This is a genomic window from Granulicella mallensis (assembly GCF_014203225.1).
Lineage (GTDB): Bacteria > Acidobacteriota > Terriglobia > Terriglobales > Acidobacteriaceae > Granulicella > Granulicella mallensis_A.
Genome location: NZ_JACHIO010000015.1, coordinates 97,918 through 115,945, shown reverse-complemented (window position 1 = coordinate 115,945; position 18,028 = coordinate 97,918). Strand labels below are relative to the sequence as shown.

Annotated in this window: 14 protein-coding genes; 4 read left to right on the top strand and 10 right to left on the bottom strand. The window is 59.5% G+C overall.

The annotated features are described in order from the left end of the window. Window positions 1-54: 54 nt before the first annotated feature. The 3 genes from HDF15_RS17470 to HDF15_RS17460 form a co-directional block, all read right to left on the bottom strand. Window positions 55-942, bottom strand: coding sequence for a TIGR03435 family protein (locus HDF15_RS17470; protein WP_184257810.1), 888 nt, complete (start codon window positions 940-942; stop codon window positions 55-57). Window positions 943-1,427: 485 nt separating this feature from the next. Further along, complete coding sequence (locus HDF15_RS17465) at window positions 1,428-1,739, bottom strand: hypothetical protein (protein WP_184257808.1); 312 nt, start codon at window positions 1,737-1,739, stop codon at window positions 1,428-1,430. A gap of 972 nt (window positions 1,740-2,711) precedes the next feature. Continuing rightward, window positions 2,712-4,511 carry an amidase gene (locus tag HDF15_RS17460; RefSeq protein WP_184257806.1) on the bottom strand — a complete coding sequence of 600 codons (1,800 nt, stop codon included), beginning with the start codon at window positions 4,509-4,511 and terminating at the stop codon, window positions 2,712-2,714. A gap of 228 nt (window positions 4,512-4,739) precedes the next feature. Between HDF15_RS17460 and guaB the strand changes: the two genes are divergently transcribed. Next, window positions 4,740-6,266, top strand: a complete 1,527-nt coding sequence (guaB, locus tag HDF15_RS17455; protein WP_184257804.1) for an IMP dehydrogenase — start codon at window positions 4,740-4,742, stop codon at window positions 6,264-6,266. Between the two features lie 116 nt (window positions 6,267-6,382). Here guaB and HDF15_RS17450 read toward each other — a convergent pair whose 3' ends face one another. From HDF15_RS17450 to HDF15_RS26480, 7 genes are all read right to left on the bottom strand, one after another. Further along, on the bottom strand, window positions 6,383-7,387 hold the full coding sequence (locus tag HDF15_RS17450; protein WP_260331159.1) for an N-acetyltransferase: 1,005 nt from the start codon (window positions 7,385-7,387) through the stop codon (window positions 6,383-6,385). Between the two features lie 79 nt (window positions 7,388-7,466). Beyond that, window positions 7,467-9,245: a glycosyltransferase family 39 protein gene (locus tag HDF15_RS17445; RefSeq protein ID WP_260331158.1), complete on the bottom strand. Its 1,779-nt coding sequence runs from the start codon at window positions 9,243-9,245 to the stop codon at window positions 7,467-7,469. A gap of 156 nt (window positions 9,246-9,401) precedes the next feature. Continuing rightward, the gene (locus HDF15_RS17440) at window positions 9,402-10,406 is read right to left on the bottom strand and encodes a bifunctional oligoribonuclease/PAP phosphatase NrnA (RefSeq protein WP_260331157.1); all 1,005 of its coding nucleotides are present in this window, start codon (window positions 10,404-10,406) and stop codon (window positions 9,402-9,404) included. Window positions 10,407-10,417: 11 nt separating this feature from the next. Further along, a complete protein-coding gene (rbfA, locus tag HDF15_RS17435) occupies window positions 10,418-10,831 on the bottom strand; it encodes a 30S ribosome-binding factor RbfA (RefSeq protein ID WP_184257800.1) in 414 nt (137 codons plus the stop codon). 82 nt (window positions 10,832-10,913) lie between these two features. Beyond that, entirely contained in the window at window positions 10,914-11,249 is a 336-nt protein-coding gene (locus HDF15_RS17430) for a DUF503 domain-containing protein (RefSeq protein WP_184257798.1), read from the bottom strand. 2 nt (window positions 11,250-11,251) lie between these two features. Then, a complete protein-coding gene (locus tag HDF15_RS17425; protein ID WP_260331156.1) occupies window positions 11,252-11,632 on the bottom strand; it encodes a HEPN domain-containing protein in 381 nt (126 codons plus the stop codon). Next, window positions 11,553-11,990, bottom strand: a complete 438-nt coding sequence (locus tag HDF15_RS26480; RefSeq protein WP_184257794.1) for a nucleotidyltransferase domain-containing protein — start codon at window positions 11,988-11,990, stop codon at window positions 11,553-11,555. Before HDF15_RS26480 ends, HDF15_RS17425 begins: the two co-directional genes overlap by 80 nt. Before the next feature lie 250 nt (window positions 11,991-12,240). Between HDF15_RS26480 and rimP the strand changes: the two genes are divergently transcribed. From rimP to infB, 3 genes are all read left to right on the top strand, one after another. Further along, window positions 12,241-12,822, top strand: a complete 582-nt coding sequence (gene rimP, locus HDF15_RS17415; RefSeq protein ID WP_184257792.1) for a ribosome maturation factor RimP — start codon at window positions 12,241-12,243, stop codon at window positions 12,820-12,822. 123 nt (window positions 12,823-12,945) lie between these two features. Then, the gene (nusA, locus tag HDF15_RS17410) at window positions 12,946-14,580 is read left to right on the top strand and encodes a transcription termination factor NusA (protein WP_184257790.1); all 1,635 of its coding nucleotides are present in this window, start codon (window positions 12,946-12,948) and stop codon (window positions 14,578-14,580) included. Between the two features lie 172 nt (window positions 14,581-14,752). After that, complete coding sequence (infB, locus tag HDF15_RS17405; RefSeq protein WP_184257788.1) at window positions 14,753-17,977, top strand: translation initiation factor IF-2; 3,225 nt, start codon at window positions 14,753-14,755, stop codon at window positions 17,975-17,977. The last annotated feature ends 51 nt before the right edge of the window (window positions 17,978-18,028 follow it).

Here is an 18,028-nt window from a genome sequence, read left to right as displayed (position 1 = left end):
ACCTGTTATCCCAACAGGTACTTTTGCTTTTGTTTTCTGGTTGTCATTCCTCTACTAATTGGGCGAAGGTGTCTCGATGTGATCGATGACAATTGTATCTACCGGGCCTTTTGTCGATTCCAATTTCAGCCCGAGCTGTTTCTGAAGCGCCGCAAAGATAGAAGACCCAGGAGCTTCTGGCAGAAGGCCAGTCCCTTGTTGGCTACTACCAGGAGGGGGATCCTCATCGGCAGCCCAATGCAGGCTAATATCATAGTGACCCGTAAGTCCTGTCCTATCGACAACGGTGCGATCTAAATTCGCTTCGTCACGTAACATCCGAGCCAAACTCGCCATGGAACAGTATTGGACGACCAGGGAGTTGGGTTCGCTTGCTTTTACCAGGCAATCTACCCCTTTGATCGAGGTAAAAGCGCCTGACTTCGACTCCTGAAGCTTAGAGCTATCCTTTGCGATGACCAACGCATAGATTGGAAGATCTTTGGCTTCATGGTGGGCGACCAACTTGAAACGATCCACTAAAAGCGCCTGCACCATACTTCTGCGCTGATCCAGATTGAGTTTCTGGAACTCAGCTATATCTGAATTGCCCACCTTCGCCTCGATGTCATACCTTGCAGAATTGGCCCAATCAGGCAATCCTGAAATCAGATCATCATTGAAGATTCCGTAGGCACGCTCAATAAATCTCCGTAGAGTGATCCCTGGAGCATTGACCCCGTCGGTTCTATAACTGAAATTCCAAGCGTGTCCGTCATTATTCTTGTGGGGTCTAACAGAAACGACCTCGAAGGTAAGCACTTTAGCTTCTGAGTTTGAGATCTGCTCTTCAGACGAACTTCTTGCTGCATTTACCTGCCCAGGCATGACCGAGACGGTGGCCATCCATGTAGTCACAAGGAGCAATAACTTCCTGCTGTTACTCGCAAAGAGTTCGGCCACGGTACCTCTTTCTCAACATTGACGCCGGAGGGACGGGACCTGACTCAGCAAGCCAATCGAAGGTTGCCTCAAAAAGAATCCCAAATCTAAGATCCACACAGTCTGCAATTGCTCACCACTATATGTAATTAAATGCACCTGCTTATCAATAAAAGCCTTACTATCTAAGTGCGCAACGGAAGAACTACATCCAACTCAATATCCCCCTACCATTACAATGCAACATAACACTCTATTCAAGATGCACCCCGAAAAGCGAAGAAATACTCGCTGCAGTATCGGAAGTATAGTAGCCATCAAAAATATGCTCTAGCTCACCGTCTCGCGAGAACACAAACGTATCCGGGGTAAGGGTCAATTTAAAATTGATAGGCAATTTCCCCTCATTTACAACATAGACAGGAAAGTTGAAAGGGGAGGATGCCAAATATTGATTAATACCCTTGGCCGTCAAAGAAAGACCCACAAAATCATAACGATCATGTTCAGCTGCGGCTAAATTGAATATTTTCTGCTTGTTCCTGAGACACCATACGCACGTAGGTGAAGACATAGAGCACAGTTAGACGGTTCTTTTGAGAAAGCGATAGGACCGCATCATCCCCGTGCAGAGAGGAAACATTTAGCGAGCTAACATAAGTACCAAGCTTTGGAGCATCTGGATTAACTATAGACATTGCTGGCATTGAATGATGCCATTTGACGGCTAAAAGGCCTAACGTCACGTTTCCAGCGAGACTTACGGCGAAAATTACAGTTGGAACTGCACTTCGAATCTTTTGCCAAAAAATCGCCATGCTACTAATCTCCGTCGACCATCAGCGATGGTTGGCTATAAACCAATGAAAAATCGCCGCCACAAGCGGCGAGCGATCTCACCAGAAAAGATTCAACTGGATAGATAGGCAGGCGAGAATTCAATCCGCACACCTGACTAAATTCTCATGCTGCATATACAGCGGAGACAATGCGATGGACAGCCCATATCCCTGTATAGGCTGTCCATCGTTCATTAGGCTAGAGAAATAGTTCCCTTATTGCGGTTGCTGCGGCTGCGGACAACTGCTGTCATCTACCCACGCACAGTTGCCACCGCCCTGATCTGTGCATCGTTGCCCACTTGAACACTTTCCTGGCGAGTATGTGCCGTCACAAGAACAATTGGCGCTGGCAAGCACGGCTGAATTGTTTCTATACGCTAGACCAGCAAATATTGCTCCAGCAACAGTTGTCATCAGCACAACTCTTCGGATCGATAGAGGGAAAGGCTTGGACACAACCATGTGTTTGTATATCCTTGTAAAAAGTTGAAATTCTCTACGGATAACTTGTACGGCCCCCCCTCTTTTGTCAAACAGTTTTTTTTACAGCAATTTTCACTAAGACGGGAGCTGTGTCCAGTCTCTCATCGCCCACAACACCGCGCTACGACGTTCGGCCAGCTACCCGTGCAAGCTTTCAGTCCTCAGCCGATCCACAGATGCATATGGTCGATCTGACGATCACCTTCACGCGCTGGTCAGAGTATTTTCACCAAGAGCATAGTGGATAAAGTGTGCGCTGCAAAGGACTGTTGCTTTTGCTTTTCTTGTTGTCATTCCCGAAGGGAATCTGCTGTTTGTTGGGGACATCGCAAAGACACGGGAGACCAACACCAGCGCGGACACATAGAACATGTGGTCCTACGAACAGAAAGCAGATTCCCTCCGGGAATGACAACCAGAAAAACAAAAAGCAAAAACTTCGACACTCTTTGCGAAACTGCCCCATTAAAACCCTGTCGGCCGCTCCGACGCTACTCCAAACGCCTGCTCCAACACCATCCCCGCCTGAGCAAGAGTTCCTTCCTCGAAGAGCCTTCCGATCAGCGTCACTCCATACGGCACACGGCGCGGGGTCGCGAACTTCGGCAGAGGATGCTTCGGGTCGGGAGCCCAATCGCTGCGGGCCTCGGTGATCTCCACAAATCCTGCACGCAGCGTCAGCGAGGGATGCCCCGTAAAGTTCGTGATTACCAGCGCCTCATCGCGCAGCGACGGAACCAGCAGCACATCGACCTCGGACATGACCCGCGCCATCTCCAGCGCGACCTTGCGGCGTAGCCTGTCGGCCTGCACGAAATCGACTGCGGAGAGAAAGCGCGACTGACGAAACGTATTCGGCCACGCATCCGGAACCTGCATCTTCAACTCGTCGAGCTTATGGCTGAGCGTCAACTCCTCGAACGCTGCCGCCGATTCGGCAAAGAGGATGATGTTGAGCGAGTCGTAGGGCCAGTCAGGCAGCAACACCTCCACCGGCACCATGCCCAGCTTCTTCACCGTCTCCAGAGCCGCGCGATCTACCGCAGTTGCCGGAGCCTCCTTCATCCACGCTGGGAAATACCCCACACGCAGACCCGATACGCTCTTCCCTGCTGCAAAGTCCAGCTTGCTGGGCACGCAGGCGTCGTCCTGCCCGTCGGGGCCTGAGATCGCGTTCAGCACCAGCATCGTGTCTACAACTCCGCGCGTCATTGCTCCGAGCTTGTCGCACGTCCAGCTCAGGGTCATCGCGCCGGTGCGGGGAACGCGGCCATACGTGGGCCGCAGGCCCGTCACGCCGCAGCGCATCGACGGGCTCACGATGCTGCCCTGCGTCTCGCTGCCGATAGCAAACCCTACCAATCCCGCCGCCACCGCCGAACCCGGTCCAGCGCTTGAACCCGAGGCTCCTTCTTCCAGCAGCCACGGATTCTTCGTCTGTCCACCGAACCAGACATCGTTCAACGCCAGCGCTCCGAGGCTAAGCTTCGCTACCAGCACCGCGCCCGCCTCATTCAGGCGCTGGGTCACCGCCGCATCTTTGGCGGGGATGCGGTCGCGATACGGCTCAGCGCCCCAGGTCGTGGGAATTCCTGCCGTATCCAACAAATCTTTCGCGCCCCACGGAATCCCGTGCAGCGGCCCGCGATCATGCCCTGCGGCGAGCTCCGCATCCGCCCTGCGCGCCTGCTCCAGCGCATGATCCGCCGTCAGCGTGATGACGCAGTTCAACTGCTTGTTGTGCTTCTCCAACCGGGCTAAATAAATCTTCGTCAGCCGCTCCGACGTGATCTTGCGCTCATGGATCCAATGCGACAACTGCAGCGCCGACGCAAAGGCAATGTCCTCATCATGTGCTGGAAGCGATGCTCCTGTCGTTTCGCCAAGCTGAAACTTACCAGTAGCAACGGCTCCAGCCTGCGGCGCAGTCAATACCGGATTCCACACGGTCGCGGGCGCAATGGCCTCTTCGATGGCTACTTTGCGTGGGCCGACCCGCCGCTCGTACACAGTCGCCATCGACTGCTGCCAGTTCCCCGCAGCCTGCGCGCGGTCGGCAGGTGTCAGCTCTACCTGCACGAGCTTTTCAGCCGCCGCGAAGGTTTCCGGCGATACAGCCGGGCCGACCGGGGGTGCTGTACCGAACGCCGGAGGAGCTCCCGGTGTCTGTGGAACCTGAGCAGCCTCAGTGGTTTGCGGAATGATAGCGGCGGCCAGCAGGCCCAGTGAACCCTGGGCAAGGAACTCTCTACGGGATCGTGACATTGTGCTCCTAAGGAGCGGCTTCGGCTTTACTCGTTACACTGGAAAGCTTGTAAAGATGGTTTTCCTGGGGGAAAACCATGCAAACAGTCTTCGCCCCTGTAGAGGGCTAAGCCGAAACCGCTGGATCCGCCGTCAAGCGGGTATGCCAGATATACCATCGCCGACGCAACTGCGAAACTGGCCCGGATTTAACCCCATATCACGCCCAGAGTGCAACAATAGAGAATTATGATTTTGAACCCGATTCCCGAAGCGCTCACGTTCGATGACGTGCTGCTCGTCCCCGCTTACTCGGACGTTGTTCCCGCCCTGGTGAGCACGCAGACGCGCCTGACCAAAAACATTACGCTGAACACCCCCCTGATGTCCGCTGCCATGGACACCGTTACCGAATCCCGTCTCGCCATCGCCATCGCCCAGCAGGGCGGCCTTGGCGTCGTCCACCGCAATCTCACGATCGAGCAGCAGGCCGGCGAGATCGACAAGGTCAAGCGCTCCGAGAGCGGCATGATCGTCGATCCCGTCACCATCGATCCCGAACGTCCTATCGCCGATGCGCTCGAAGTGATGCGCCGCTACAAGATCTCCGGCGTGCCCGTAACCAAGAACGGCAAACTGGTCGGAATCCTCACCAACCGCGATCTGCGCTTCGTCTCGCGCACGGACATTCCTATCTCCGACGTGATGACCAAGAAAAACCTCATCACCGTTCCCGTGGGAACGACGCTCGAAGAGGCCGAGAACATCCTGCACGAGCATCGCGTGGAGAAGCTGCTGGTCGTCAACGACGCCTACGAGCTCAAGGGCCTGATCACCGTCAAGGACATCCAGAAGAAGCTGAAGTATCCACACGCCAGCAAGGACGGCCAGGGCCGCCTGCGCGTGGCCGGTGCCATCGGCGCTACGGGCGATTACCTCGAGCGCGCCGCGGCACTGATCGAGAACCGCGTCGATGCTCTCGCGATCGACTCCGCGCACGGCCACTCTTCACGCGTGTTGGAGGCCGTTGCCGAGGTCAAGAAGCGCTTCCCGGATGTCGACCTCCTGGCCGGCAACGTCGCAACCTACGCCGGCACGATGGCACTGATCGATGCGGGCGCGGATGCCGTCAAGGTCGGTATCGGACCAGGTTCGATCTGCACCACGCGCATGGTCACAGGCGCAGGCATGCCGCAGATTACGGCCATCTCCGAAGCCTATCGTGCAGCCAGCCAGCGCGGCATCGCGATCATCGCCGATGGCGGCATCAAGTACTCGGGCGACGTGACCAAGGCCATCGCCGCGGGCGCGAGCGTCTGCATGATGGGCTCGCTGTTTGCAGGCGTCGACGAGTCTCCAGGCGAGACGATCCTCTACCAGGGCCGCAGCTTCAAGGCCTATCGCGGCATGGGCTCTCTCAGCGCCATGGCCCAGGGTTCGGGCGAACGCTACTTCCAGAGCAAGGACGATCTCAAGCAGGATGGCAGCGAGCGCGTCTCACTGACCGCACGCGAGGCTCCGAACGGCGGCAACCGCCTGGCGAAGTTCGTCCCCGAAGGCATCGAAGGCCGCGTGCCGCATCGTGGCCCTCTTGAGGCGATGATCTACCAGCTCGTCGGCGGTCTGCGCTCCGGCATGGGCTATCTCGGCTGCGGAACGATCGAAGAGCTCCAGACCAACGCCCAGTTCATTCGTATCTCCGGCGCGGGCCTGCGCGAAAGCCACGTCCACGACGTAGTGATCACGCGCGAAGCTCCGAACTATCACGTGGAATAGAGCAGAGTGTAGAGAGTAGAGGATAGAGTGTAGAGAAAACCGGAGCGCCATCGCACTTCAAGCTTTCTCTACGCTCTATCCTCTACTCTCTACACTCTGTTTTTCTGCACTCTGCTTTACTCGCTGCCGCCGTCCCACACCATCGCTTCGAAGCGATGTACTGTGCGGAAGCCTAGTTCGTCGTAGAGACGGCGTGCGTTTAAATTCTCTTCAGTCACGGTGAGGGAGAGCGAAGTTCCTCCGCTTCGTTCCAGCTCGCTTGCGCATTGCTGCATCAGGATGCGTCCCAGACCAAAGCCGCGCAGCTCCGGTGCAACGCAAAGCTGCGTTACGTGGCCGGTATCGGAGCGCACGCGTGAGCTGAGTACCATGGCCTGCAGGCGGCCGCTGCGTTCGTCGCGCAGCACCCAGGAGTTCGCGGCATCGAAGGCGCCGCAGCCCGGAAAGCGGACGATGTTATGCAGAAATCGCAGTGAGCCGTGCGCGCTGCGATATTGATCGTTGATATGGCTGTCCATGTGCCCCGCATAGGAGCGATGGATCAACTCGGCAGCCGTTTCGTAGAACTCCGGCTGCCAGGGTTGCAGCTTCAACGATGCTGGCAATGCCGGCTGAGGGGCAAGCGGCTTCGACTCTGCGAAATCCTGTTCCATAAACAGCCGGGGAAAGCTGTGAAACCCTCTCGACAGATACGGACTGGCTAGCGCGCCCAGAGGGAACATCAGTAATTGTGATTCGATGCGGTCGACGCCGGGCGTCGCCTGTAGCATCTCGATGAGGTGATGCAGCAGCGTCTCGCAGACAGGGTTGTTGAGCGTCCCGCTCTCGCCGAGCGCATACGTATCGCCGATCACAGCCTTGGCCGCCTCGAAGACGCAGAACGTATAGCCGATGACGCGGCCCCCATGCAGAGCGACGAACCCCGGCAGCACACGGCTGTCGAGATACTGCAGCAGCAGCTCCATCGAGTTCGTATAGTCCCAGCGCAGCCTGCTCTGCCAGCGCTCACACTCGTCGAACAGCAGAGGCCGCAACTGCGCCGCTGAAAAATGGCGCAAATCCAGCACTTCGATCTGAGAGCCGAAGGTGGGAGCCCCGAAGATCTGAGCGCTGGAGGTCATGTTAGGGGCAATCGTCTCACACTGCCCCCGCGTGTGTCCGTGCAAATCGGCGAATCGATGGGATAAGGAAGTCTCAGGGTCAACTGTGCGGATAGATCTTGTAGACGGAGAGACCCTGTGTCTCATAGAGAAAGAGCTGCTGATAGACGCGGCCCTGTACCAGGGAAGGAATCTGATCGGCCTCGCGCGTGGGGATCACCAGCACGTGCTCTTCGTCCGGAATGCCGTCCGTATCGTAGTGGACGACGTTCTGGTTGCGATAGAAGGCCAGGCCATAGTCGAGGTCGCGGCGAACGTCCTGTACGGCAACCACAGGAATTTCAGGAGCAGCCTGCTGGATCTCGCGAGCCAGAGGCCGTGCCGAGTAGTTCAGATCGAGTACGCGTCCGTTCAGCTTCAGCAGGAAGAAGAGCAGACCCGCCAGAGGAATCAACGTTACGGTGCGAACATGGCGAACCCCGTAACGCTGCACGACGAAGATAATGAGCCATGCCGCCAGCACGCCAAGCGCAGCGGTCCAGACAAAGGTCTTCGCCGCCGGAACGATGCGCTGGTAGACCATGTACTGCGGGCACAGCAGCAGGACGAACGTGAGAAGGCCGGTCAGTCCGGCATGCAGGCTCAACAGCCACGAGGGAAGACCGGCGCGGCGAGTGCGAAAGAGATAATCGCCGGTGAGAATCGCCAGTGGCGGGATCGACGGCAGAATGTACCCTGGCAGCTTCGACTCCGCAAACGAGAAGAACAGGACCGGAAACAGGGCCCATAGGACGAGGAATTCAGGGAACGCATCGCCGGCGCGGGTATGGCCGAGATAGCGCTGCGGGTTATGCCGCACCTTCCACTCTGCGATAGAGACCTGGACCGCATCGACCAGAGCGCGGATGGCCAGCGCCGTCCACGGCATAAGCCCCAGGATCAGGACCACCAGGTAGTAATAAACCGGCTGGTGATGCTGGTAGCGGTTGGTCGCAAAGCGCTCGAGGTTGTGCTCGATAAAGAACTGGCGGAAGAAGCTCGGGTTGCGCCGCTGCACCGCAATGTACCAGGGCAGCACCATCGCCAGGTACAGCAGGATTCCGGGCAGCCAGATGGTGCGCCGCAGCGCCGACCACTCGCGACGCAGGCCACAGAACAGCACCAGGATGCCAAGCATCAGGAAGGGAGCAACCGGACCCTTGGCGAGCGTGGCCGCCGCCCCGAAGAAGTACAGATCGAAGAGCCAGAACTTCTTGCCGGTCTCATACCACCCGTACCAGCCGAGCATGCCGATACAGAAGGGCGCGGCGAGCTGCATGTCCGTGGAGGCCCCACGCGCGAACGAGAAGATCGCCACGGTCGAGACCATGATGAGTGCCGCGTCCAGGTGGCCACCGGGCCGGAATCGTCGCAGGTGCAGGAACGCCAGGAAGATCAGGGCCGCCGCGCCGGAGGCAGAAGGCAGCCGCGCCGACCAGTCCGAGACGCCAAACTCTTTGAAGAAACCCATCGCCCGCCAGTAGTAGAGCGCGGGTTTCTCCAGCCAGGGCTTGCCGTAGAGGATCGGGGTCACCGTTCCGCCCATCAGGCAGACGTAGGAGGCGTGAATGTCCGTGGGCCGCAGGCTGTGCGGCGTAATCCGGGCATGGACCTCGTGGCAGTCCTCCGAATGCGCGGCGAGCATCTCGCGTGCGATCTGCGCGTAGCGTGGCTCATCGGCGCCGACCAGCCCCAGTTGATCGCCACCGAAGTACGGCATGAGACAAAAGAGCAGGAAGTAGCCGGATACGCCCACCAGGACGATGAGCTCCCAGATCGTACAGCCCCACTGTGTGCGGGCGAACTCGCGCAACCATCCCGGTCCGAAACGGGAGGTCAACCCCTTGCTGCGAGGGACCAACGCTTCGAGTTGTGGAGTATCCGTCAAAATTTCGTCAGAGTGCTTTGAACCGACTGGAGGTTTGCCATGGGCCTGCCTTCAGATCGAGTCCGGGACGAGATTTAGGCTACCAGACTTCCCTGTCTTACTGGAATCTCAGTGAACAGGCTGCCTGCGATCCGGCCGTAATTCCGCCACGATGCGCTCGATCGCCTCATCCAGGGGGCCATCCAGAGTGCATCCACTGGCATTGCGATGTCCGCCCCCACCGAATCGTTCGGCTACCTGCGCGACATCGACTTCGCCTTTGCTCCTGAGACTTAGACGGAACTCCTTCCGCGAGGGAAGCTCGCGCAGAAATACCGCGGCATCTACCCCGGCAATGCCGATCAGGTAGTTCACCACGCCTTCGCAGTCCTCAACCTCTGCACCGGCGCGAGCCATCTCCGCCTGCGTAACCCAGCTCCAGGAGACGGGACCCTCGATCTGCATGTTGCCGAGCGCCGCCCCCAGCAGCCGTATCTTGCTGGGAGGATTGGAGAAATACACGGCCTGCGCGATCCTGTTGGCATCCGCCCCACGCTTGACCAGGTGCTCGACTAGGGCAAAGGTGGCGGCAATGGTACTGGGATAGGTGAACGAACCCGTGTCGGTCAGCACCGCCGTATAGAGGCAGGTTGCCATGTCCGCCGTGATCTCGGTGCCGGAAGCGACGGCGAGATCGTAGATCATCGCCCCTACGGCGCAGGCCTCGGGATCGATCCAGTTGAAGCTGGCAAAGGTCTTTCCGCTGAGGTGATGGTCGATATTGATCGTCAGCCCGGCTCCCATGCGGTCGAAGGCCTGGCGTTCGAAGCCGGTGCGCTCAAAGCCGTCGCACTCGAGCAAAATAGCGGCGTCCGGCATGGGGGTGGCCACCGGCAGCGCGACCTGAATCCGCTCGACACCCGGAAGCCAGCGGTAGATGACGGGAATAGGGTCTGCAAAGGCGACGGTGACGCGCTTGCCCATGCCGTCCAGCAGGTGCATCAGACCCAGTGCCGAGCCGATGGCGTCGCCGTCAGGACGGGCATGCGAGGTCACGACAAAGCTCTCCCGTGCATGAAGCAGGGACAGCAGTGCGGCGATCGAATCCTCGTGGGCCATTGATCTGTGGACCATTGATCTTGGGATTAGTCCTTGCTCTCGGGCGGTGCAGCCGCGGCTTTTTTCTTGGCCTGTTTGGCGCGACGCTTCTCCATACGCCCCAATAGTTCGTCCATGCGGGCATTGATCTTCTCGGAGCGGTCGATGGCAAACGTGATCTCCGGCACATGACGTACCCCCATGCGATCGCGAATCTCGGTACGGATGAAGCCGCGCGCGGTCATGAGACCGGCGAGGGTATCCGCTTCGTCCTTCTCGTTGCCGGTAACGGCGATGAAGACACGGCAGCTCTTCCCGCCCGGCGCGAGGACGACCTCGGTGACGTGGCAGGGGGCGATTCGCGGGTCGCTCAACTCGCCTTCCAGCATGGCGGTGATCTCTTCTGCGAAGGTGTTGACGACGCGGCCCCGGTGATAATCTCTTGCTCTTTGTTCAGGCATGGCTAGCCAAGCAGAATAGCACTTTTGGAGGCGATTTCAGCATAAGTTCACGAGAGGACAGTGTGGAGCAGCATCTGGCAGGTTATTCCGTCTGAGTATCCGTCTCGGCATCCAGCGCGTCCAGCACGACATCGCTCTCCAGAAAGCTATCTACGATCTCCGCGCCCAACCCTGCGGCCAGACGCCGGGCGGCTTCCTCAACCTCGCGGAGCTGCCCCGCCAGATAGGCCGGCGAGCCCGAGATCGCCGCAATCCCAAGGGTTGCGCGGTTCCAGACGACGGCTTCATCCAGTTCTGCAACCGAGATATTGAAGCCGTGACGGAGCTTGTCCTTCAAAGAACGGACGACTTGTCGACGGTCTTTCAGGGACTGGGCATGTTCGATAGCGAGTTCGAGGGTGAGAGTAGCGATGGGCATGGCTATGTGCTGAGGACAGCAATGCGAGCTTCGATCCACTTGCGGAGGACATCCACCGTTTCGATGAAGCGGCCCCGTTCCGCGCTTGTAAGCTCTTTAGCCGCGTCGTAGCGAATCAACACCGCGTAGGGTTGCAGATCATCAAATTCGCATGTCAGCGCAGGAAGGATTTCACCTGCATTTTTCAATTGGGACTGTAGCTTTTCGAGTTCATGCGTGAAGGGATAGACCTCGCCTCGGGCAGAGATGAGAGCCTTCATCAACTTTTCGACCGCCTGCGACGCGTGATATCCAAAGCTGGTGCTAGGCAGCGGATAGTTCAGGCACTCGCGATCTTCCGCTGACTTGAGCAATAGCAGTTCGGCTTGGGGATCGATTGGCATTGCGTTCGTAAAGAACTACTCCCTCTCTGTCGATGTAGCTGTGCACGCTATTGATCGAGCGACAGAACTTCTCGTGGCGTTCGCGCGAGTAGACCAGCAGGTCGACCGACATACGACGGCCTTCGAGCGTATGGTATGTCACCTTCTGGGTATCTTCCAAAGATTCGACCATAACGGCTAGATCCAGGTCACTGTCTGCGCGATGGTCTCCGCGGGCGCGCGAACCGAACACTACGATTCGCAAGGGATCCGCAGCCTCAATGATCCGCCGGACGGCTTCCTCGACGCGTTCTTCGGTCACACCCCAGTCGGAAACGGGGGGGACACGAGCAGCAACGGGTTGGGTAGACACAGCCATGGAGCCTCCCTTTCCTGCTCACTATGTTATTCGACGCCAAACCCCGCTGACGCCCCCGCCTTGAATTTTCTCGGTTTCCGTCCTACACTCGTTAAAGCAGACGAATTTGTTCTGCCGCTGTAGCAGCCGTGAGCATACCGGAAAGTGGCGGAAGAGAGGAGTGGGCGAGAGCCCACTTTTTGTTTGCTCTAAATATGGTTTTCGCGGAACGGTGACAGCATCCGCAAACCCAAGCACCACAAGACGATCTATGGCCCTGCAGTTAGAGACAATTCGCGCCACCGCCGACCGCGTCGCGGCCTCGCACAGCCTTGAGGTCGTCGACCTCGAGTTCACTGGCGGGTCCAAACATCGCACGCTTCGGGTGTTTCTTGAAAAAGATGCCGCCGCTCGCGCTAAATTTGCCGCCGAAGCCGCATCCAACGAAGAAGCCGGACTGCCCAAAGGTGTCCGAGTAGAGATGCTCTCGGGCGTGACGCATGAAGACTGCGCCAACTTTGCCCGCGATTTCGGCACCGTGCTCGACGTGGAAGATCTGATTCCCGGCGCGGAGTACACCCTTGAAACCAGCTCTCCTGGCCTGGAGCGCAAGCTGCTGAAGGCCGCTGATTACGAGCGGTTTAAAGGCAGCTTGGTGAAGGTGCAGACATTCTCGCCGGTCGACAGCAACCGGCACTTTACAGGACGGTTGATTGCTTTCGAGGGTACGAATCTGACCCTCGATCTGGCTGCTGTAAAGCAAAAAGGTAAGGCAAAGAAGACTTTAACGGCGCAGACCGTCGAAATTTCGTTAGCGAACGTAGAAAAAGCAAACCTGGTAGCAGAGATTTAGGCAGAGAGTCCGTCGGTAGTCCGCTCTCCAGTTCTCAGGAGAGGCGGATCGGCCTTCAACTGACGACTTGGAACTGACGACTGAGAACCCAGAACGAAATACGGAAGAGAAACGAGAAGACGAATGGCTAGTCCCCTGTATCAATCGATTGAGTTGTTGAGCCGCGAAAAAGGCATCGATCCGGAGATCGTAGTCGGCGCCGTGGAAGACGCGATCGCCCTGGCGACGCGCAAGTATTACAAAACCGTAGAGAACATGCGCGGCGAGATGGACCGCGAAACCGGCGAGATCCGCGCGTATGTCTTCAAGACCGTCGTGGAGACCCCCGAACTCGTCGAAGATGCCGACAACCAGCTTGCCCTGGAGCAGGCCCGCGAACTCGCGCCCGAGGTTGAAGTCGGCGGCGAACTGCGCTTCTACAAGGACACCACCCCGCTCGGCCGCATCGCCGCACAAATGGCCAAGCAGGTCATCTTCCAGAAGGTCCGCGAAGCCGAGCGCGATACCGTGTTCAACGAGTACGCCCACCGCGCCGGCGAGATCCTGACTGCGACCGTCAAGCGCCTGGAGCCGATGGACGTGATCTTCGACCTCGGCAAGGCCGAGGCCCGCATGCCCAAGCGCGAGCAGTCGCGGCTGGAGCAGTTTTCGGTCGCCGAGCGCGTCCGCGTGGTGTTGTTGCGTGTGGATCGCGCCGCCAAGGGCCCGCAGGTCATCGTCTCCCGCGCCGCGCCGGCACTGGTGCAGTCGCTCTTCCAGAGCGAAGTTCCCGAGATCTACGACGGCACGGTCAGCATCCGCGCCATCGCCCGCGAAGCCGGCGAGCGCACCAAGATCGCCGTCGTCTCCCGCGACAAGGACGTCGACCCGGTCGGCGCCTGCGTCGGCATGAAGGGTATGCGCGTGCAGTCGATCATCCGCGAGTTGCGCGGCGAGAAGATCGACATCATCGAGTACTCGGAGGAGATCACGACCTTCGCCGAGAAGGCTCTGCAGCCCGCCAAGGTCTCGCGCGTCTCAATCACCGACCTGGCTGAGAAGCAGCTCGAAGTCATCGTCGACGACACTCAGCTCTCCCTGGCCATCGGCAAGAAGGGCCAGAACGTCCGCCTTGCGGCCAAGCTGCTGCAATGGAAGATCGACATCAAGAGCGAAGAGGAGAAGCGCCAGGAGGTCGAGCAGCAGATGCAGGCCATGACCGGCGGTCCTTCGACGCCGATCGAACAGGTTACCGAGCTGGGCGAGTCCGTCATGGAGAAGCTCATCGCGGCAGGCATCACGACGGTCGAATCGCTCGCCGATATGACCGCCGAAGAGCTGGGCGAGGTCCCGGGCATCGGCGACAAGACGGTCGAAAAGATCGCCGTAGCCGTTCGCCACTACTTCGGACAGTACGAAGAAGGCGAAGAACGGCCAGTTCCCGCCCCCGTCGAGCCTGCCCTGGTCGCCGGCGAGGAAGCTGTTGCCGCTGCTGCTGCATCCGATGAAGCAGGAGACACAATACATTCCATGAGCCAGACACCGGAAGAGATCCTTGCAGCAGAAGCCTCCGATAACGGCGGGGCCGAGGAAATCAACGAATTTTCAACCGAAGATATCGCAAACCTTGAGGATGAAATATCCGACAGCGACGCAAATGATGCCAACGACGCTCGCGAAGAAGGCATCGAACTGGACAACGACACCGTAGATGAGCTGGTGGATCAGGCCCAGGAGTTTTCCGACGAAGGCATCGACGATGGGCGCGACCGTGGTTAACAGCTGCGATTCACGCTCACAAAGCCTGGCCGGCGACGCTTTTCGTAGAGAAACGTCGTCGGCAATGGCTACAAATTTGAAATTTCAAGGGATAATAGCCTTGAACCAACACCTACTCCGACATGAGGCTGATATGAACAGCTAAGCGCGCAGTGGAACTGAAAAGGGACGGATGAGCAAAGTTCGAATTAACGATCTTGCACGGGAACTGGAAGTAAAGAGCAAACCGATTCTCGATGCTCTGATAGCGGTAGGCGTTACCGAGAAAAAGACGCATTCGAGCTCCATCGAAGAAGATGAAGCTGAGAAAGTTCGCGCGTACTTCAATCGTGGTGCACGCTCCGCAGCGACAAAGCCTATGGCCGAGACTAAGCCTGCCTTCAATCTCGCGAACGTCTCCAAGCCCGGCGATGCGCTGAAGGCTATTCTGGAGCGCAAGCAGGCTGAGGCTGCCGCAAAGGCTGCCCCACCGCCACAGCGGCCCGCTGTGGCAGTGGCCGCTCCCGTTTCCGCAGCCCCTGTCGTAGCCGTAGCACGTCCTGCAACACCGCCCCCTGTGGCGGTTGTCGCCGCTCCTGCTCCTCCGGTTGCAGTCGTTGCGGCCCCACCACCTCCGACGCCGACGCCAGCCCCCGCGCCCACACCCGCGCCTGCTGCGACAACCCCTCCGGGCGCTCCAGCCCCACGGCGGATCGTTCCCCTGCCCCGCGGGGCAGGTCCTGTCATCGTGGCTCCGCCTCGGCCCGCAGGCAGTCCCTTCGTATCCAGACCTGCTGTCGCGACGCCAGCACCTGCGGTGGCTTCCACGCCGCCTGCCGCTCCGGTTGTCGTGCGACCCGCTGCCGTTCCCACACCGCCACCGGCCCCCGTGGTGGCAGCAGCTCCTCCTGTGCAGCCTGTCGCACCTTCCTCTGAGCCAGAGCCAGCAGCCGTACCAGCAGCCGTCGTAGCTTCTGCAACTGCAGAAGCTGCCGCTCCCGTTCCCGAGGCAGCACCTGCGGCTCCCGCAGTTCCGGTTCGCCGCGTCGTCATGCCGCAGACCGGTCCCCGGCCCAGCTACACCGCTCCGGCGGTGATGCCCGGTGCTGTCCGTCGCCCCATCTTCGAGCGTCCGCGCCCCGGCAGCGGTCCTGCGGGATCTGGCGGCCCTGGTGGTCCCGGCTCTCGCCCAATGGCTCCCGGCGCACGGCGGCCGATGCATCCCACCCGTACCTTCCCCGGCGGTCCCGGCGGAGGCCCTGGTGCTCCGGGTGCACGTCCCGGCTTTGCTCCCGGTGGCCGTCCAGGCTTCCCTGCTCGTCCCGGCTTCGGCCCACGCCCCGGCGGTCCTGGTGGCATGTTGCCCCCGGCGGAAGGCGCTCCGGCACCCGCTCGTCCGGCTCGTCCCGGCCAGCGCGGCCGTGGCGGTCCACGCTACGAGAAGAACAAGGAAGTCGCCCTCAAGGGCTACAACCCACGCTTCGGCGCGCCCCAGATTCCGATGGGCGAGGTGCCGATCACCAAGACCATCACGGTCACCGAAGGCATCTCGGTCAAGGATCTCGCTGAAAAGCTGGACATCCGTGGCAAGGATCTCATCGCTACCCTGCTGATGAAGGGTGTCATGGTCACCGTCAACCAGTCGCTCGACGGCGAACTGGTCAAGGAGGTTTCGCGCCAGTTCGGCGCCGAAGCCACCGTGATCACGGTGGAAGAACAGCTTGAGAACGAGGCCATCGAGGGCTTCCTCGAAGACACCTCGAACATGGTCGAAGTGGTTCGCGCTCCGGTGGTCACCATCATGGGTCACGTCGACCACGGTAAGACCTCCCTGCTCGACGCCATCCGTTCCACGGACGTGGCAGCAGGCGAAGCCGGCGGCATCACCCAGCACATCGGTGCCTACAAGGTTCACGTCACCAAGCCCGACTCTCCCGCCTTTGGGCGCGAGATCGTCTTCCTCGATACCCCGGGTCACGAGGCCTTCACCCGTATGCGTGCTCGCGGCGCCAAGATCACCGACATCGTCGTGGTCGTGGTCGCAGCCGATGACGGCGTGATGCCCCAGACACTTGAGGCGATCGACCATGCCAACGCGGCGAAGGTGCCGATCATCGTTGCGGTGAACAAGATCGACAAGCCCGAAGCGGATCCGAGCAAGGTCATGATGCAGCTCGCGGCACGCGGTATTCAGGCCAAGTCGCTGGGTGGCAACACCGAGTTCGTAGAAGTCTCCGCGAAGAAGCGCCTCCACCTCGACGACCTCGAGGAGATGATCTGCTTCGTCGCCGACAGCAACGAACAGAAGGCCCAACCCGAGCGCCCAGCGGTCGGTACGGTCATCGAAGCCAAGCTCGATCGCGGCCGCGGTGCGGTCGCCTCCATCCTGGTGCAGAACGGCACACTGAAGATCGGCGACAGCTACATCGTCGGCAACACCTTCGGCAAGGTTCGCGCCATGTTCAACGATCGTGGCCAGGCCATCACCGAAGCCGGTCCCTCGACTCCGGTCGAGATCCTCGGACTCGAGTCGATTCCCGATGCGGGCGACACGTTCCTCGTTATGGCGGACCGCGACAAGGCCAAGGGCATTGCGCAGTACCGCAAGATGAAGGAGCGCGAGGCGCAGCTTGCCAAGAGCTCGCGCGTGTCTCTCGAAGGCCTCGCCGAACAGATCAAGCAGGCAGGCGTCAAGGACCTCAACCTCATCCTCAAGGGCGACGTGCAGGGCTCGGTCGAAGTACTGGCCGACTCGATGCAGCGCATGTCCACCGAGAAGGTACGGGTCAAGGTGCTGCACTCGGGCGTCGGTGCCATCACCGAGTCGGACGTGCTGCTGGCCTCCGCGTCGAACGCCGTCATCATCGGCTTCAACGTGCGGCCCGACCGCAAGTCGGCCGAGGTTGCCGAGCGCGAGAACGTCGAGATTCGTCTGCACTCGATCATCTACGAGTTGCAGGACGAGATCACCAAGGCGATGTTCGGCCTGCTCGAACCGGTCTACAAGGAGAACTACGCTGGCCGCGCCGAAGTGCTGCAGGTCTTCAAGATCACCAAGGTCGGCCAGATCGCCGGCTGCGTGGTCCGAGACGGCATCATCAAACGCGACGCCCAGGTACGCGTGCTGCGCAACGGAGAAGAGGTCTGGAAGGGCAAGATCTCCTCGCTCAAGCGCGTCAAGGACGATGTCAGCGAAGTGCGTCAGGGTGTCGAGTGCGGTATCGATCTCGCCGGCTACAAGGACATCAAGTCGGGCGACATCATCGAGGCCTTCACCACGGAGAAGCTGGCTGCCGAACTCGGCCAGAACTCTGCGGAAGCCAAGAAAGAGCGCGACCTGGCTGCCCTGAAAGAAGCCAAAGACCGCGAGAACGAAGTAGCCCGCGCTGAACGGGAGACCGAAGCCGCTAACGCGTAACTCATCACCGCATCAAGCACAAACAGAAAGGCCGGGAGCGATCCCGGCCTT